This window comes from Rhodoferax sp. ZS1R8 (genome assembly GCF_056521325.1).
Genome location: NZ_JBWMBA010000001.1, coordinates 411,354 through 427,779, shown reverse-complemented (window position 1 = coordinate 427,779; position 16,426 = coordinate 411,354). Strand labels below are relative to the sequence as shown.

14 protein-coding genes are annotated in these 16,426 nt (G+C 59.6%); 8 read left to right on the top strand and 6 right to left on the bottom strand.

Annotated elements, in window-relative coordinates:
• Window positions 1-7: 7 nt before the first annotated feature.
• The 3 genes from AC097P_RS01955 to lpdA are packed head-to-tail and all read left to right on the top strand — an operon-like array spanning window position 8 to window position 3,803.
• Entirely contained in the window at window positions 8-1,012 is a 1,005-nt protein-coding gene (locus AC097P_RS01955; RefSeq protein ID WP_479609454.1) for an alpha-ketoacid dehydrogenase subunit beta, read from the top strand.
• The gene (locus AC097P_RS01950) at window positions 1,012-2,397 is read left to right on the top strand and encodes a dihydrolipoamide acetyltransferase family protein (RefSeq protein WP_479608681.1); all 1,386 of its coding nucleotides are present in this window, start codon (window positions 1,012-1,014) and stop codon (window positions 2,395-2,397) included. Before AC097P_RS01955 ends, AC097P_RS01950 begins: the two co-directional genes overlap by 1 nt.
• Before the next feature lie 2 nt (window positions 2,398-2,399).
• Window positions 2,400-3,803 (top strand): dihydrolipoyl dehydrogenase, encoded by a 1,404-nt coding sequence (gene lpdA, locus AC097P_RS01945; RefSeq protein WP_479608680.1) that lies wholly within the window; start codon window positions 2,400-2,402, stop codon window positions 3,801-3,803.
• Between the two features lie 544 nt (window positions 3,804-4,347).
• Here lpdA and AC097P_RS01940 read toward each other — a convergent pair.
• Genes AC097P_RS01940 through AC097P_RS01925 form a run of 4 tightly spaced genes read right to left on the bottom strand, consistent with a single transcriptional unit; the run spans window position 4,348 to window position 7,737 of the window.
• Window positions 4,348-5,199, bottom strand: a complete 852-nt coding sequence (locus tag AC097P_RS01940) for an NmrA family NAD(P)-binding protein (protein ID WP_479608679.1) — start codon at window positions 5,197-5,199, stop codon at window positions 4,348-4,350.
• 31 nt (window positions 5,200-5,230) lie between these two features.
• Window positions 5,231-6,049 (bottom strand): alpha/beta fold hydrolase, encoded by an 819-nt coding sequence (locus tag AC097P_RS01935; RefSeq protein ID WP_479608678.1) that lies wholly within the window; start codon window positions 6,047-6,049, stop codon window positions 5,231-5,233.
• A gap of 42 nt (window positions 6,050-6,091) precedes the next feature.
• A complete protein-coding gene (locus tag AC097P_RS01930) occupies window positions 6,092-6,913 on the bottom strand; it encodes a DUF4437 domain-containing protein (RefSeq protein WP_479608677.1) in 822 nt (273 codons plus the stop codon).
• A gap of 17 nt (window positions 6,914-6,930) precedes the next feature.
• Window positions 6,931-7,737, bottom strand: a complete 807-nt coding sequence (locus tag AC097P_RS01925; RefSeq protein ID WP_479608676.1) for a type 1 glutamine amidotransferase domain-containing protein — start codon at window positions 7,735-7,737, stop codon at window positions 6,931-6,933.
• Between the two features lie 137 nt (window positions 7,738-7,874).
• Here AC097P_RS01925 and AC097P_RS01920 point away from each other — a divergent pair, with 137 nt between their 5' ends.
• Complete coding sequence (locus AC097P_RS01920) at window positions 7,875-8,756, top strand: LysR family transcriptional regulator (RefSeq protein ID WP_479608675.1); 882 nt, start codon at window positions 7,875-7,877, stop codon at window positions 8,754-8,756.
• A 13-nt stretch (window positions 8,757-8,769) separates the two neighbouring features.
• Here the strand turns inward: AC097P_RS01920 and AC097P_RS01915 are convergent, their stop codons facing one another.
• Window positions 8,770-9,846: a CDGSH iron-sulfur domain-containing protein gene (locus tag AC097P_RS01915; RefSeq protein WP_479608674.1), complete on the bottom strand. Its 1,077-nt coding sequence runs from the start codon at window positions 9,844-9,846 to the stop codon at window positions 8,770-8,772.
• A gap of 101 nt (window positions 9,847-9,947) precedes the next feature.
• On the opposite strand from AC097P_RS01915, the gene AC097P_RS01910 reads away from it, so the two are divergent.
• Window positions 9,948-10,538 carry a glycosyltransferase gene (locus tag AC097P_RS01910; protein ID WP_479608673.1) on the top strand — a complete coding sequence of 197 codons (591 nt, stop codon included), beginning with the start codon at window positions 9,948-9,950 and terminating at the stop codon, window positions 10,536-10,538.
• A gap of 346 nt (window positions 10,539-10,884) precedes the next feature.
• Here the strand turns inward: AC097P_RS01910 and AC097P_RS01905 are convergent, their stop codons facing one another.
• A complete protein-coding gene (locus tag AC097P_RS01905) occupies window positions 10,885-12,690 on the bottom strand; it encodes a S8 family peptidase (protein WP_479608672.1) in 1,806 nt (601 codons plus the stop codon).
• 410 nt (window positions 12,691-13,100) lie between these two features.
• Between AC097P_RS01905 and msrB the strand changes: the two genes are divergently transcribed.
• From msrB to AC097P_RS01890, 3 genes are read left to right on the top strand one after another with little or no spacing between them, the layout of a single operon-like run.
• Complete coding sequence (msrB, locus tag AC097P_RS01900; RefSeq protein ID WP_479608671.1) at window positions 13,101-13,592, top strand: peptide-methionine (R)-S-oxide reductase MsrB; 492 nt, start codon at window positions 13,101-13,103, stop codon at window positions 13,590-13,592.
• The gene (gene msrA, locus AC097P_RS01895) at window positions 13,589-14,218 is read left to right on the top strand and encodes a peptide-methionine (S)-S-oxide reductase MsrA (RefSeq protein WP_479608670.1); all 630 of its coding nucleotides are present in this window, start codon (window positions 13,589-13,591) and stop codon (window positions 14,216-14,218) included. Before msrB ends, msrA begins: the two co-directional genes overlap by 4 nt.
• Before the next feature lie 21 nt (window positions 14,219-14,239).
• Window positions 14,240-16,426, top strand: coding sequence for an FAD-dependent oxidoreductase (locus AC097P_RS01890; RefSeq protein ID WP_479608669.1), 2,187 nt, complete (start codon window positions 14,240-14,242; stop codon window positions 16,424-16,426).

Genomic DNA, 16,426 nt, shown 5'->3' with positions numbered 1-16,426 from the left:
CACCGCCATGACCATGATCCAGGCGCTAAGAAGTGCCATGGACGTGATGCTGGAGAAGGATGACAACGTCGTCGTCTACGGCCAGGACGTGGGCTACTTCGGCGGCGTGTTCCGCTGCACCGAAGGTCTGCAAAAGAAATACGGCACCTCACGCGTGTTCGATGCCCCCATCTCCGAGGGCGGCATTGTTGGCACCGCGGTGGGCATGGGCGCTTACGGCCTGCGGCCGGTCATCGAGATCCAGTTTGCGGATTACGTCTACCCCGCCACCGACCAGATCGTGTCCGAGGCGGCGCGCCTGCGCTACCGCTCGGCAGGTGACTTCACCTGCCCCATGACAATACGCATGCCCTGCGGCGGCGGCATCTACGGCGGGCAGACCCACAGCCAAAGCCCGGAGGCCATGTTCACCCAGGTCTGCGGTCTGCGCACGGTGATGCCGTCCAACCCGTATGACGCCAAGGGTTTGCTGATCGCATCCATCGAGAACGACGACCCTGTCATCTTTCTGGAACCCAAGCGCCTGTACAACGGCCCGTTCGACGGCCACCACGACAAACCGGTTGTGCCCTGGTCCAAACACCCCATGGGCAATGTGCCCGAAGGTTACTACACCGTGCCGCTGGACACCGCGGCCATCTTCCGTCCGGGCAAGGCTTTGACCGTGGTTGCCTACGGCACCATGGTCTACGTGTCGGAAGCGGCCGCCGCCGAGAGCGGTGTGGACGCCGAAATCATCGACCTGCGGTCCATCTGGCCGCTGGATCTGGAGACCATTGTGAATTCCGTGAAGAAGACCGGCCGCTGTGTCGTGGTGCATGAAGCCACCCGCACCAGCGGCTTTGGCGCCGAGCTGGTGTCGCTGATCCAGGAGCATTGCTTCTACCATCTGGAGGCGCCCATCGAGCGCGTTGCCGGGTGGGACACACCTTATCCGCACGCCCAGGAATGGGCGTATTTTCCCGGCCCCAAGCGGGTCGCTGAAGCGTTCAAACGCGCCATGGAGGCATGATGGGAATCCATATCATCAAGATGCCAGACATTGGCGAAGGCATTGCAGAAGTCGAATTGGTCGCATGGCATGTGAAGGTCGGCGACATCGTGGCCGAGGACCAGTTGCTGGCTGATGTGATGACGGACAAGGCCACGGTGGAGATTCCATCCAGCGTGGCTGGCAAGGTGCTGGCTTTGGGTGGCGCTGTAGGCCAGGTCATGGCCGTGGGGTCTGAAGTGATCCGCATTGAAGTGGAGGGGGCTGGCAACCTTAAGCCAGAATCGGCTGCAGCCCCCGTAAAACATGGTCAGACAGCTACTAATTCAGTAGCAGACGAAAAGCCTGCTGTCACGGCCTCCGCACCTGCGGCTTCAACACCGGTGGCCGCTGTTGCTGCTGCGCCCGCCAAGGCAGCGCCCGCATCCGCATCCCTGTCGAACACCGGCAACGGTTCAGCCGCCCCTGCCCGCAACGGCAACGGCGGCAACGGCAAAGCCCCGGCAGCCCTCGTCCGCGCCCCGGGCGACAAACCCATAGCCTCACCAGCCGTGCGCCGCCAGGCCTGGGACCTGGGCGTGGAACTGCAGTTCGTACCCGGCACCGGCACCGCAGGCCGCATCACCCACGAAGACCTGCAAGCCTATGTGGCCCGCGCCGCGCAGGCCCAGCCCGCCGGTGTGGCCGACCAGCGTTATGCACAGCGCCTGGACGAGCAGACCGTGCCCGTCATCGGCCTGCGCCGCAGGATCGCGCAGAAGATGCAAGAGGCCAAGCGCCGCATTCCACATTTCACGTACGTGGAAGAAGTGGACATGACCGAGCTGGAAGCCTTGCGTGTGCGCCTCAACGCGCAACACGGCAAGGAGCGCGGCCGCCTGACGGTGCTGCCCTTCCTGGTCCGCGCCATGGTGCTGGCCGCACGTTCGCACCCCGAGGTCAACGCCCGTTACGACGACGAGGCTGCCGTGGTCACGCGCTCCGGCGCCGTGCACTTAGGCATTGCGACACAAACCGAAGGCGGCCTGATGGTGCCCGTGATTCGCCATGCCGAAACGCTGGACCTGTGGGCCTGCGCCGCCGAGATCGGGCGCCTGGCAGAAGCCGCGCGCACCAACAAGGCCTCGCGTGACGAGCTAACGGGTTCTACCTTAACGCTGACCAGCCTGGGCGCATTAGGCGGCATTGTCAGCACACCGGTGATCAACCACCCCGAGGTGGCCATCGTCGGTGTCAACCGCATGGTCGAACGCCCCATGGTGCGCAACGGCGCGGTGGCCATTCGCCAGATGATGAACCTTTCGTCCTCATTCGACCACCGCGTGGTGGACGGCATGAACGCGGCGGAATTTGTACAAAAGATACGTGGCTACCTGGAATGTCCGGCCACCTTGTTTGTGGAGTGAGCATGGACATACAACACACTACGTTATTGGTCATAGGCGGCGGCCCCGGCGGCTACATCACGGCGATACGCGCCGCGCAACTGGGCATTGCCACTACGCTGGTCGAAGGTGAACAGCTGGGCGGCACCTGCCTGAACATTGGCTGCATCCCGTCCAAGGCCATGATCCACGCGGCTGAGGCTTTTCACCAGTCGCGCAGCTTCATGGGCGACAGCACGCTGGGCATCCATGTAGAAGGCGCGCGCATTGACATTGGCCAGACCGTGCGCTGGAAAGACGGCATCGTTGCGCGACTCACTGGCGGCGTAGGCGCCTTGCTGAAGAAGCATGGCGTCAAGGTCGTCAAGGGTTGGGCTACGGTTGTGGATGGCAAGACCGTCGATGTGGTGAAGGACAAGGCGGACACCAAGCCGGTACGCATCCAGGGCGAACACATCGTGCTGGCCACGGGCTCGGTCGAGCTGGGCTTGCCCGGCATGCCCTTTGGTGGGCGCGTCATCTCGTCCACACAAGCGCTATCTCCCGACAACATCCCCAAGAAATTGGTGGTGGTGGGCGGCGGTTACATCGGCCTGGAGCTGGGCCTGGTCTACCGCAAGCTGGGCAGCGACGTGACCGTGGTCGAAGCGCAGAGCAGCATCCTGCCGCTGTACGACGAAGAGCTGACGAAACCTGTCGCCGCGTCGCTGCGCAAGCTGGGCGTGCAGGTGTTACTGGGCAACAAGGTGCAAGGCCTGAACGCAGCCGGCGACGCTGTGCGGGTGCAAGACTCTGCCGGCCGTGACAGCGAACTCGCCGCCGACCAGGTGCTGGTAGCCATTGGCCGCGTGCCGCATACCCATGGCTGGGGGCTGGAGAAGCTGATGCTGGCCATGAACGGCCGCGCCATCAAGGTGGATGACCAGTGCCGCACGTCGATGCGCAACGTCTGGGCGATCGGCGACTTGACGGGCGAACCCATGCTGGCCCACCGCGCCATGGCGCAGGGCGAGATGGTGGCGGAAATCATTTCGGGTAAACGCCGCCATTTCGCCCCTGCGGCCATCGCTGCCGTTTGTTTCACCGACCCGGAGGTTGTGGTGGCAGGGCAGACGCCAACCGACGCTGCCAAGGCCGGGCTGGACTGCATCACGGCCCAGTTCCCGTTCGCGGCGAACGGCCGCGCGATGACGCTGGAATCCACCGACGGCTTTGTGCGCGTCGTCGCCCGGCGTGACAACCACCGCATCGTCGGCTGGCAGGCGGTGGGGGCGGGCGTGTCGGAGCTCTCCACGGCCTTCTCGCACTCGCTGGAGATGGGCGCGACGCTGGAAGACGTGGCTGGCACCATCCACGCCCACCCGACGCTGGGCGAGGCCGTGCAAGAGGCGGCGATGCGGGCGCTGGGGCACGCGCTGCATATCTAGCGCTGGCGCCAGCGGTTAGGGCACTTGGCTTACCAGCTGCCCCGTTGATAGCCATGCGGGGGTGATGCCGCGTCTGGCAGTAGAGTGAATAGCGAAATGAGCTCCAAGCCCCCGTCTAATAAGCGTCAACCGCTATTATTTAAGGAGTAAATGGTGATTGTGAATTGGCATGCACCCCCGAGCGCAGGCCGGGTGGACGGCCAGGGCTACCATCACACACCAAAGCGCCAAGTCCCCCAGGCGTTTCGCAAGCATCTGGCATGCAGCATCTTTACCCATGGCTTTCCCTCGCCCGTTGCGATGATAGTGGTCACGACTCCTCCTTGGACCTTTCATGGGCTATCAGCACAGCTACGAAATGTTCCCGCTGCTGCGTCCCTGGCCGGCCACAGTCCGAAGGCAGTCTTGCAGACAAACGTCTCGGCATTAGACGACTGAGCCAACTAAAAGGGTGCAGGGCAAAGGCGTGTAGAGGACCCAGCCACGTGCCCACTTGACCTCATACGCTTGAATTTGCGATCTGTAAGTACGAAGTGCAACGCGCCTATCGCCAAGCGTCGGCGTATTCTTTGATGAACGCCTCAAATCCACGCGCGGCTTGGCCGGTGATCTGGGCTACCGTATCGGTTACGCCAGCGGCATAGCCTGCCGCTACTGCGCGGTTCAAGCTGGTCATTTGCTCGATAGTCCAGTCGTCCATGCCCATGCCGCGCATTGACTCTTGCGCCGCCGCCTCTGGCACCGCCACGTATTGAATGGCCTTGCTCACCGCTTTGCCGATCAACTCGACTGCCCGCGCTTGGGTGATGGCCTGCGGACCTGTAATGGTGTAGGTGCGCCCGGCATGGGCCGCAGGGTTTTGTAGCACCACGGCATTCACTGCGGCGATGTCGCGCACGTCAATAATCGATGCAGCGCCATCCGCGTGTGGAAGGTACAGTGCCCCCGCCTTGAGCATGCCGGCGTAGTAATTCACATAGTTCTGCATAAATCCTGAAGGACGAACAAAAGTGCAGGCGATGCCAGATGCCTGAATCAACGCGTCGATCTCACCTTGTAAACGCAACAGTGCATAGGCCGAGGCAGGGTCCGCGCCCCCGCCCGATGAACGTACGATGTGCTTTACCCCCGCTGTTTTTGCTGCGTGCACGGCATTGAGTGCCAACTCTAGCTTGTTGGGTACCAAGGGAAACAGTAAGAACAGGGTGTCAATTCCCTCAAAGGCTTTTGGCAAGCTTTGGGGGTCATTGAAGTTGACAGTGCGCCCAGCAACAGCGCCCACCGGCGCGCCGCTGGGCGTGCCTGCAGTAACGTTGACGCCAGCTCGGTGCAAATTTTCTACCAGCGGTGTGCCTATGTTGCCAGATGCGCCTGTTACCAAAATATGTGAAGTCATCATCAAATCCTTTTTAAAGAGAGTTAAAAACCTACTGGCTTGCCAATAGCGCATCAGCCAATTGCTGCGGAGCCTCGACAAACGGAGAGTGACCGGTGTTCAACGTTATGGTCTTGCGTACCGGTGTTTGTGCCACCATTTTTTGCTGCAAGGTATAGCTCACCGCGTTGTCGTTGGTGGTATGGATGTAGACCTTGTCTACCTTGCCAAAGCGTGCGGCACTGGTTGCCACCGGTGTTGCAGCAGGTGCAAGCGGCTCGCGTTGCATGATGGCCAATGTGGTAGTTTTGCCTTGTGGCGTACATGAGTCGCAGAACAGCAGGAGCTGGTCCTCGGCCAACACACTAGCGGTTTTATAGTCTTTTGCCGGAATGAAGTTTTGCTTCGCTTTGTTGAACTGGTTCCATTGGTCCTTCTCCGCCATCTTGGCCATGCTTTGGTCAGGTGCACCGACTTCGGGCAAGTAAGCAGCTACATAGACCAGTGTTTTGATTTTTTCAGGCGCCACTTGGGCGACATTCGAGATAGTGATTCCACCAAAGCTGTGCCCTACCAACACGACGGGGCCTGGCTGTGCGTTGACCACTTTCAATACGGCATCACGGTAGCCGTCGAGGCTTGCAGCCTCTACGGCGGTGCCATCCCCCATGCGCCCGGGCAAGTTGACCGCTAACGCTTGAGCGCCGCTGGCTTTAAGTAGGGGTGTTATTGCATCCCATGCACGGCTGTCCTGAAAGGCGCCGTGCACGAGCACAAAAGTAGTGGGGGCGCTGGCAGGCGGATTCGCGCAGCCTGCGAGCGCCACAGCTGCGATTGACAATAGAAATTTACGTGTGTGGTCTTTGAACATGTATGGAGAGCTTTCTATGTTTACTGTGATCTGGGATTTGCCCTATTTGTTTGGCTTGGTAGTTCCAGGAATAAACGGATAGGTCACCGGCGTGTAGTCCAGCGGAGTTTCTTGATAAATAAAAATTGCGCATTCGGATTCGGCGCTGCAGTTGGTTTCATGCAATTGGCCGCCAGGTTGGTACCACCATGAGCCTTGGCGCAGGGTTTGAGCAGGTTTGCCATCCTTGACAGGATTAGTTATGGCTCCGCGCACGACTATCCCGTAGTAAGCCCCCGAGTGGCTATGCACACCTGACTTGAAGCCTGCGGGAAACTTCATAAGCAAGCCGTATTTGCCTTTGGTGCGATCCCCCCACAGGGCACCAATGCTATTGGCCCCAGGAAATGTTTCGTACCACGCCACTTTGGTAACAGGCAAGAAGACAGGTTCTTCTTTGACTGTCTTTGCTGCAGATGCTGGCAATGTATCCAAAGGACCGTCTTGGGTCACCAGGATGGTGCATTCACTACCTGTGGCGCAATTTGTCTCGTGCAGTTGTCCACCAGGCTGCATCCAATAGGAACCCGCAGGCAACGCGGGTGCAACAAAACCCGGGACTGGATTGGTGATGGTGCCTGACACGACGAGATTTTTGTACGACAGCGTATGAGCGTGGGGGCCTGACATGTTCCCAGCTTTGAATCGCATCAATAGTCCGTAGGGGCCTTTTTTAGGGTCGCCCCATACAGGAGTAATCTGTGGGCCTGTAGGCCCGAGTGCCTGCCAGTTCAAAGATTCAACGGGATGCTCTTCGAAGTTGGTTGATGGTTGCGCTTGTACGCTTGCGGCCAATGCCAGTGTGATGAGGGCGATCAATTTCATGGTGGTCTCTGTGTTTGTTACTTGGTTTTTTGAAGTTGGGCGATGACCAGGCGCGCCACGCTGCGGCCACTGTTTTGTTGTTGGCCGGTGATGAGGTTTTTGTCTGCAACCGCATAGTCGGCCCAAAGGCCAGCTTGGGTGTAGCGTGCGCCATGTTCCTTGAGGGCGGGCTCCACGTTCCATGTGAATAGCTTGGCGTTGACGGCTTTGTCAGCAAAATCGTCTTCTGCCAGGGAGAAGCCGGTGAGCTTCTTACCCTTTACCAAATATTCGCCCTTGGATGTTTTGACGCTTACCAGCGCGGCGGTGCCGTGGCACAGGGCTGCGGTCGGGCGTCCACTTTCATAAAACGTGCGAATCAAGTTTTGCAAAGTGATGTTGTCCCGGAACTGAAGCATCGGGGCTTGCCCTCCAGCGACGATGATGGCGGCGTAGTCTTTGTGGCTCACTTGGTCCAGCGCTTTAGTGGACTTCAGAAGTGCACTGGATTGTGGCGAGGTGAGAAAGCCCAGGCTTACAAAGTCGTGGGCCGAGTAGCCGCTCTCGTGGCGCGGGTCGGAGTAGGCGTCCACGGTAACTTCGCCGCCTTGCGGGCTGGCTAGCTCCACGGCGTAGCCAGCATGGGTCAGTTCGTCGTATGGGTGGCTGAGCTCGCTGGCCCAAAAGCCCACGGGCCAGCCCATGGCGTTTTGCCCAGGGCTTGCCACCACGATCAATACCTTTCCTTTGGCTTTAGGTGCAAGGGCTGCCCATGCGCTGCTGCCTGCGCTGAGAGAGGCGCCGGCAAGCAGTGCCGTGGTGATGAGAAAACTGCGTTTGTTCATGGTGCTACTTTCTGAATGAATCTTCGTGACTGCCTGCGCTTGCCTTGCACTGGCTACGAGTTCTCAATTGTTGGACTGACCAACACTTTCATCAATACCTTTAAAATCAAATAACTGTTCACGAATTTGGTAACAATATGGAGCTTTCAGAACTTCGCGTTTTTGTAAAGGTTGTTCAGCTCGGCAGCTTCACCCGCGCTGCAGATGCATTGCAAATGCAAAAGTCTGCCGTGTCGCGCGCGGTGAGCCAACTGGAGTCCGGGCTAGCCGTGCGGCTGTTGGAGCGCAGCACGCGTGCCTTGTCTTTGACCGAGGTGGGACGCGAGGTGTATGAGCGCGGGGTCGGCATACTGGGTGCGTTGGAGGAGACGCAGCAACTGGCTCAGCGGTTCAAAGGTGTTCCCAGAGGCGTACTCAAAATGACCTGTGGCGTGGAGTTTGGCATGCTGGCCGTATCCGGTTGGATTACCGCCTACATGGAAAAATACGCCGACGTCGGGGTTGAAGTGGACTTCACCGCGCGCCTGGTGGATTTGGTGCACGAAGGATTTGATCTGGCCATTCGGGTGGGGGAACTGCCGGACTCCAGTTTGGCGGCTAGACGCCTTGGAGTGATACGGTATGGAGTGTTCGCCAGCCCCCGCTATGTGGCGCGCCAGCCACCGCTCATGCATCCGTCTGACCTAGCAGGGTGTGCGTTACTCAATTTTTCAGGTGGATCTGCACGTGGTGGGTGGAACCTTCAGCGCGGCAACGAGTTTATGCGCGTGGAGGCCACCTCTCGCCTAAGCTCCAACAATGTGTACGCTGTGCGTGATGCCGCCTTGCAAGACTTAGGCGTGGCACCCTTGCCATGGTTGTTGGCAAAGCCAGAGGTAAGCAGTGGCCGCCTGATACAGCTTTTGCCAGACTGGACGCTGCCCGATGTGCCAGTGCACGCGGTGTTTCCCAGTAATAAGTATCTGACGCCCAAAGTGCGCAGCTTCGTGGATTACGCCTGCGAGGTCTTTGGGCCCTGATGGCCGCCAGTACTCACACGGTAAATCCATCCGCGGTGAACCCAGTCCCTATATGCGAGAGATCACAAAACGGTTTGTTTTTGGATTGCCCACAGCGACACGAGCGCGCCTGGGTGATGCGCGCCACGGTGCGGCCTGTGCCCGCGCACATTTCCAAATTACCAGTCACCTGTAGGGGCCCGTCTTTCAGTGGTGTTACCGCAAGCGGCCCATCGCGGCTGGCGAGCGCATCCACATTGCCAGAAGCTGGCTCTCCGCTGGCTACAAAACCCACTGTGGCATGGGTTCCATCGCACCAGGGCTTGTTACTGGATTGCCCGCAGCGGCACAGCGTGGCGCGAAAGCCGTCTTCTTGTCTGGCTATCGTCAGGGGCGCGTGAATGGCGTATGGGCCATTTTCCCGAATACGCAACTGGTTGACCGGTGGGGGAGCTTCGTTGGCGCCGTGTCTGTGGCGCTGATAGCGTATCGCCCCCGAAGGGCAGCTATGGGCCACGGCCACCAATGCTTCTGCGGACATGGTGTCGGGGTAGATCCATTCGCCGGGCGTGTTGGCCTTGAAGAAATTTGGCGCGTCTAGCACGCAGTGCCGCGAGTGAATGCAGCGCGTGGCTTCGAAAAATATAGTGACTTCTTTGCCTTTCGCCCTCTCTATTTTTGATTTGGTGGCGGGCATCTGGCGCGCGGCGCTAGTTGACTCCTTTCGGACTTGCGTGGTGATCGGTTGGGTGACTACTGGGCGCATAGGTTTAGCCTGTACCCCCGCAAGTCCCGTAAGGGCCGCTTGCTGCTGCGCGAGCAAATCAATAACGCCTTGCCACATCGCCACAGATTCCCCGGCCACAAGTTCTAGGGGCAGTTCCATCGCGCGTTGGCGCAACTGTCCAAAACGCTCCGCCACGAACTGTGCGGCCCCCTCGCTTGGCAGCGGCGCCAGTGTGCGCAGTGGCGTGAAAGTTAGCCCCGCGTGTGGCCCGTCGGGATCATTGGTTGCAGGGCGCGCAGCCAGGCCTTGCCCTACCGGTACAAGTGCACGCATAAGCGCAACGCTGACAGCCAGCCAGGTGGCCTTGGTGGTCCTGTCTTTCATGCCAAATCCTTGCAGCAGGCAACGCAAGTAGGGGGTGTACATCGCATTACTAATGTCAAGATGTACACCCCGAAGATGCGATAAGCGATCACGACCTCGGTGTGAAGACCGCGGACCAGGCATCGCGCACAACACTGAAGGTCGGGTATGTGGGCCGGGTGCACCCGATGAAGGCCCCGCTGCAGTGGATAGACGCGGTTGCGCAGGTGGTACGCCCGCTGGGTCCTGAAAGGGTAGAGGCGACCTGGCTGGGCGACGGGCCGTTAATTGAGGAAGCGCGAGCCCGCGTACCCGGACTCGGGCTCGGGCTCGGGCTCGAACAATCTATTACCTTCCCCGGCTTTGTTTCGGACCGCGCGAAACTACTTACTTTCTTGCGTGACCAGGATGTGCTGCTCCTTTCTCACATCACGCCTGAGTCGCCGCGCTGCCTGGTTGAATCGCTGATTTCCGGCACGCCGTTGGTCGGCTATGAAAGTGCTTATGCGCGCGATCTAGTCGGTGAGCGTGGCGGAGCCATGCTGTCGACCATGGGCAACCCTGCTGCCGTAGCAGCTAACCTTGTCCATCTTGCCGATGACCGTGCACTGCTTTGTCAACTAACTTCCGCTGCAGCCACCGCTCGTACGCTCTACAACGACGAGGCGGTGTTTGCACACCGTAGCGAGTTGATCAAGCGTTACCTGATCTGATTCGGCAAAATGCTGTAGACCGTCAGGGGAACTTCAAGAAGTTTGGCCAGCTCGATGGCGGCGATGTACAACGGCTTGCTGGGGGCTTATAACGCCTGACTGCGGCACGCAACTTGCGCCGAAACACAGCGTTAGCCAAAGAAGTCCAAGCCTTCACCTCAGCATGCGTCGCGTACGCGGAAGAAAATTTTTTACTAATTGAGATGGGGTGACTCAGGCCGGGTGGTGAACTTGGGTGTTGACCACGCTGTTTGCCAAAATCGATAGTCGAGTGTGATCGGGGAGACAAGAAAAAAGAGTCGCACACTGTGCGACCCCTTTGCTCATTTCGGCTCAACCGTGACGATTACCAAGTCAGCTTCAGGCTGTAGCTGCCAGAACCACCAGAGTAGTACGTGACCCGCACGTACCGGGCGTATGCATTCGTGCCGGTATTGGTGGTCGTTGCAACGTCCACCACGCCAACGTCTTGGTTGGACGAAGTCAATAGCGAACCGTTGCTGTCGTAAATGTAGAGATCGTAGTCCTTGGTTGCACCCGGGTTCAGGGTGGCTGTCAGCGTAGCGCCAGCCGGCAGAACCAGCTTGAAGTAGTCCGTGTCGGTCGAGCTCGATAGCGACCCATTGATATTGGAAGGAGCCGAGATGATGTTGGCCGTGGCCATCGAGTTGTTCGCCTCGGTCTCATTCACCTTTGGCAGCGTCACAATGTTTCCGGCAATCGCAGTAATAGCGGCCGGCGCGTCCACGATGCCTGTACCGCATTGGCTACAGGTGGCCGGAAACGCGCGCGTACTGTTCTTGAGCGCAGTCTCGATCTGGTCCGGTGTCGCCGAGGGCTTCGCGGCATACATCAGGGCTACCACGCCAGCAACGTGGGGCGTCGCCATGGAGGTGCCTTGGTAGTAGACGTAGTTATCCGCACCGGGCGTTGTGGTGCCAGCATTCAGCGTAGACAAGATACCGTTGCTGTTTCCGGTGCTCTGGTCCCCTCCAGGTCCGGCCACGTCCACGACGGAGCCGTAGTTGGAGTAATAGGCCCGTCCACCGGTGGGCCCAACGGCTGCCACGGTGATAACGCCCGCGCAGTTGGCAGGGTTGCTGTTCGAGGCGTTCTGGTTCTCGTTGCCTGCTGCCACCACCACGGTGGTGTTGCGCGAGCGAGCGCTGTTGATGGCACTTTGCGTAGTGGTGTCGCACGCGCCGCCGCCGCCCAGACTCATGTTGATCACTTTGGCTGGCGTAGCGTTGGCGGGCAGACCCGGCACTGTGCCGCCCGAGGCCCAGATCATGCCATCGGCAATGTCAGATGTGTAGCCGCCGCAACGACCCAGCACACGCACGGGCTGAACCTTGGCGCCAAAGGCCACGCCAATCACGCCCATGTTGTTGTTTCCGGCAGCAGCAATGATGCCCGCGACGTGGGTGCCATGCCAACTGGAGTTGCTGGCCGGCTTTCCGGTACCGCACTGGCCGGCGGTGGACCAATCACCCGGATCGGAGGGATCGCTATCGCGCGCATTGCCGTCGTTTGAAATGAAGGTGTCGGCAATCAAGTCGTAGCCGGCTACGGTCTGCCCCACCAGATCAGCGTGTGGGCGAATCCCGGTGTCCAGGACCGCTACAACAACGCCCGTACCCGTGGTGCGGTCCCAAGCCGTATTGGCGCGAATACCGCCGGCACCACCCTGTAGCCCCCACAGGCTGCTGTAGTTGGTGTCGTTCGGCGTCATCATGGGATACATCATGCGGTCGGGTTCGGCGTACTCGATGGTCGGATCTTCCGCCTTCATTTTGGCGGCCAGGGCAAGCAGTTCGTCCACGTGGGCAGCGCGATTGAGCTTCATGATCTGGGCGCCTAGGCCGTTGATGTGCAAAGTGCTCATGGCCAAGCCTTGCTCGGCAGCCAAACGACTGCGCACGGCGTCAGATTGACGGCTTGCAACCGCCGCTGTAGTAGTCATGGCCGTGGACTCCAGCGCGCCATTACGGTATTTCACAATCATGCGGTCGGTGTGGGTGCCACGAACCTGCGTACTAACGGTGCCTGCCGTATCAGGCGAGGGCACATTGGCACGGGCAACACTTACGACACCGGCAGCAACCAACACCGATATCAACGCCCTGAGCGGGACCTTCTTCGAAAATAACATGAGAACTCCAGTCAACAAACGGGTGAATCGTGGAGCCACGGGATTGCGACCCCACCGCCTAACCGACTGGGATCACCGGTCGGTGCCTTGGCGCATGTAATTTGTCGTCCGTCGGATCTCCTGGCTTGTGGCCCGATGGACGCAATGCTCACCTGCGCAGTGGCAGTTTCTCATCGGGGTATATTTCTTGATCCCCGTGATAACCCGCTCGTCATCGATAGTGTTGCTTCACTATCAGTTTTGGTAGTTGCCGAACCCGCCCGGCTGCGCTATACGGCTCGCCGGCGGCATTGCAGCAGGCCAGTGCGCCCTTGGGCAATTGGGGCGCACTGAGAAAGGTTTTGTGCATTGTGAAAGATTTTGCGGTTGACACCGACCAATTGGGGTACAAGCCAACTTGAAAGACCTAAATGAAACGACGTTTATTCACTTCCATCATCGCGCTAGTGGGCCTGGGTCGCGCCGGCGCAAGCCCAAGCCCGACTGCCAGTGCACCGGTTGCCCAGGGCATCGTGCCACTGCGCCTGTCGGATAGTGAGTGGCGGGGTCGACTGACCCCGGCGCAATTCCAGGTGTTGCGAGAGGAGGGTACCGAACGTGCTGGCACGAGTCCCCTCAACAGCGAAAAGCGCAAGGGGATCTATCAGTGTGCAGGGTGTGATTTGCCCCTGTTCGACGCGTCGATGAAGTTCGACAGCGGCACCGGCTGGCCAAGTTTTTTCAATTTCATCCCGGGGGCGCTGCTCACCAAAACAGACTTCAAGGCCATCTATCCTCGCAAGGAGTACCACTGCGCCCGCTGTGGCGGGCACCACGGCCATGTGTTTGATGATGGTCCCAAGCCAACGGGGCTTCGCTATTGCAACAACGGCGTGGCCCTCAAGTTTGTGGTGTCCGCATGAGCCCCGCCCGGTTCGTTCTTCGGGTTGGTGCGCTGGTTCTTTGCAGTCTGGCGCTGACTTCGGCCCTTGCGCAAGCTGCCGCGCCTGCTCCGGTCACGGCCAAGGCGGTGTTCGCCGGGGGCTGCTTTTGGTGTGTGGAGTCGGACTTCGACAAGATTCCGGGTGTCATTTCCACAACCTCGGGGTACACGGGTGGCAGCACAGTGAACCCGACCTATGAGCAAGTCTCGTCGCATTCCACGGGCCACGCAGAGGCGGTCGAGGTGTTGTTTGATCCCTCCAAAGTCAGCTACGAGCGACTGGTGGAGTACTTCTGGCGAACCATTGACCCGACCGTCAAAGACCAGCAGTTCTGTGACCGGGGCAGCCCTTACCGGACGGCAATCTTTGCCAACGGCCCCGACCAACTAAAAATTGCCCAGGCATCGCGCGCAACACTGGAAAAAACCAAGCCCTTCAAAGAGCCTATCGTGACCGAAATTGTGTCGGCGGCAATCTTCTACCCTGCCGAGGAGTACCACCAAGACTATTACAAGAAGAACCCGCTGCGCTACAAGTACTACCGCACCAGTTGTGGTCGCGATGCGCGCTTGCAGCAACTGTGGGGCGACAAGGCCGGCCGGTAGCACAGGCTTGCGATCAACACGATGAAAACAAAACAGTGGGTCATCGCGGCCTTGGTGCTTGGGGCGATGGCCGCCTTTGTGGCGCTGGACTTGGGGCGCTACCTGAGTCTGGATTACCTTAAACAGAGCCAGCAGGGCTTTACCCAGTTGTACGCCGAACGTCCGGCGGTTGTGCTGCTCAGCTTCTTCGCTGTCTATGTGCTGGTGACCGCACTATCGGTGCCCGGCGCTGCTGTGTTGACGCTGGCCGGTGGCGCAATCTTTGGACTGGGCTGGGGCCTGTTGTTGGTTTCTTTTGCGTCGACCCTCGGGGCCACGCTGGCCTTTCTGATGGCACGCTTTGTTTTGCGCGATTCCCTTGAGGCGCGCTTCGCGAACCGACTAAAGGATATCAACGCAGGCGTAGCCAAGGACGGCGCGTTTTACCTTTTTACCCTGCGCCTGGTTCCGCTGGTTCCGTTTTTTGTGATCAACCTGGTCATGGGTTTGACCCAGATGCGCACCGTTGTTTTCTACCTGGTCAGCCAGGTGGGCATGCTCGCTGGTACCGCGGTCTACGTGAACGCGGGTACCCAAATCTCCAAGGTGACCACTTTGAGTGGTTTACTCAGTCCAGCCTTGCTGGCATCGTTTGTGATGCTGGCCGTGTTTCCGTGGATTGCGCGATTGGCGGTAGATGGCATCAAGAAGCGCCAGGTGTATGGGCGGTGGAAGCACCAAAAGCCCAAGACGTTTGACCGCAATCTGGTCGTGATCGGTGGCGGGGCGGGGGGGCTGGTGTCGGCCTATATTGCCGCAGCGGTCAAGGCCAAGGTCACGCTGGTGGAGGCCCACAAAATGGGCGGTGACTGCCTCAACTACGGCTGCGTCCCCAGTAAAGCATTGATCAAAAGCGCCAAAGTTGCACACCAATTCCGGCATGCTGAACGCTATGGTTTTGATAGCTCGCTTGCCAGAGAAGACGAGGGCCAGAGGCAGTTTTCGTTTAAGAGTGTGATGCAACGTATTCACGCAGTGATCGCAGCCATAGAGCCGCACGACAGCGTGGAGCGCTACACCCAGCTAGGGGTGGAGGTGTTGCAAGGCTACGCCACCATCGTCAACCCCTGGACCGTGGAGATTGCGCTCGGCGACGGCAGCACCCAGCGGCTGACGACGCGCAGTATCGTGATTGCGGCCGGTGCCCGACCGTTTGTGCCACCCCTGCCGGGCCTGGACGCAGTGGGGTATGTCACCAGCGACACGTTATGGGACGCATTTTCCAAGCTCGATACGGTGCCAAAACGGCTCGTGGTGCTGGGAGGCGGACCGATCGGTTGCGAGCTGGCGCAAAGCTTTGCCCGCTTGGGCTCCCAGGTGACGCAAGTGGAGATGGCAGCACGCATCATGGCGCGCGAAGACGAAGAGGTCTCGGCATTGGCCACGCGCGCGTTGCAGGCTGATGGCGTGCAGGTGCTGGTGGACCACAAGGCGATTCGCTGCGAGTGGGTGGACGGCGAAAAAGTGCTGGTGGTCGAGCATGCCGCAGAGGTCAAGCGCATCGGGTTCGACCAGCTGCTGTGCGCGGTGGGTCGCAGTGCACGCCTGACCGGTTATGGTCTGGAGGCCCTGGGTATTCCCACCGACAAGACCGTGCAGACCAATGAGTACCTGCAAACCATCTACCCCAACATCTTTGCTGCCGGTGACGTGGCCGGCCCTTATCAGTTCACCCACACCGCCGCACACCAGGCGTGGTACGCCGCCGTCAATGCATTGTTTGGCGACTTCAAGCGCTTCAAGGTCGACTACTCGGTAATTCCCTGGGCCACCTTTATCGACCCCGAGGTGGCGCGGGTCGGTCTCAATGAGCTGGATGCCAAGGAAAAGGGTGTCGCCTACGAAGTCACCCGTTACGGTATCGATGGCCTGGACCGCGCCATCTGTGACAGCGAGGCCCAGGGTTTCGTCAAGGTGCTCACAGTGCCCGGCAAGGACAAGATTCTGGGTGTCACGATAGTCGGCGCGCACGCCGCGGAGCTGCTGGCTGAATACGTGCTGGCCATGAAGCACGGCTTGGGGCTTAACAAGATTCTGGGTACCATCCACACCTACCCCACCATGGCGGAAGCCAATAAATATGCAGCCGGTGAGTGGAAGCGGGCCCACCAGCCCGAACGCCTGTTGCAATGGGTGCGTAGATTCCACGCGTGGCGTCGGGGAGCCTAG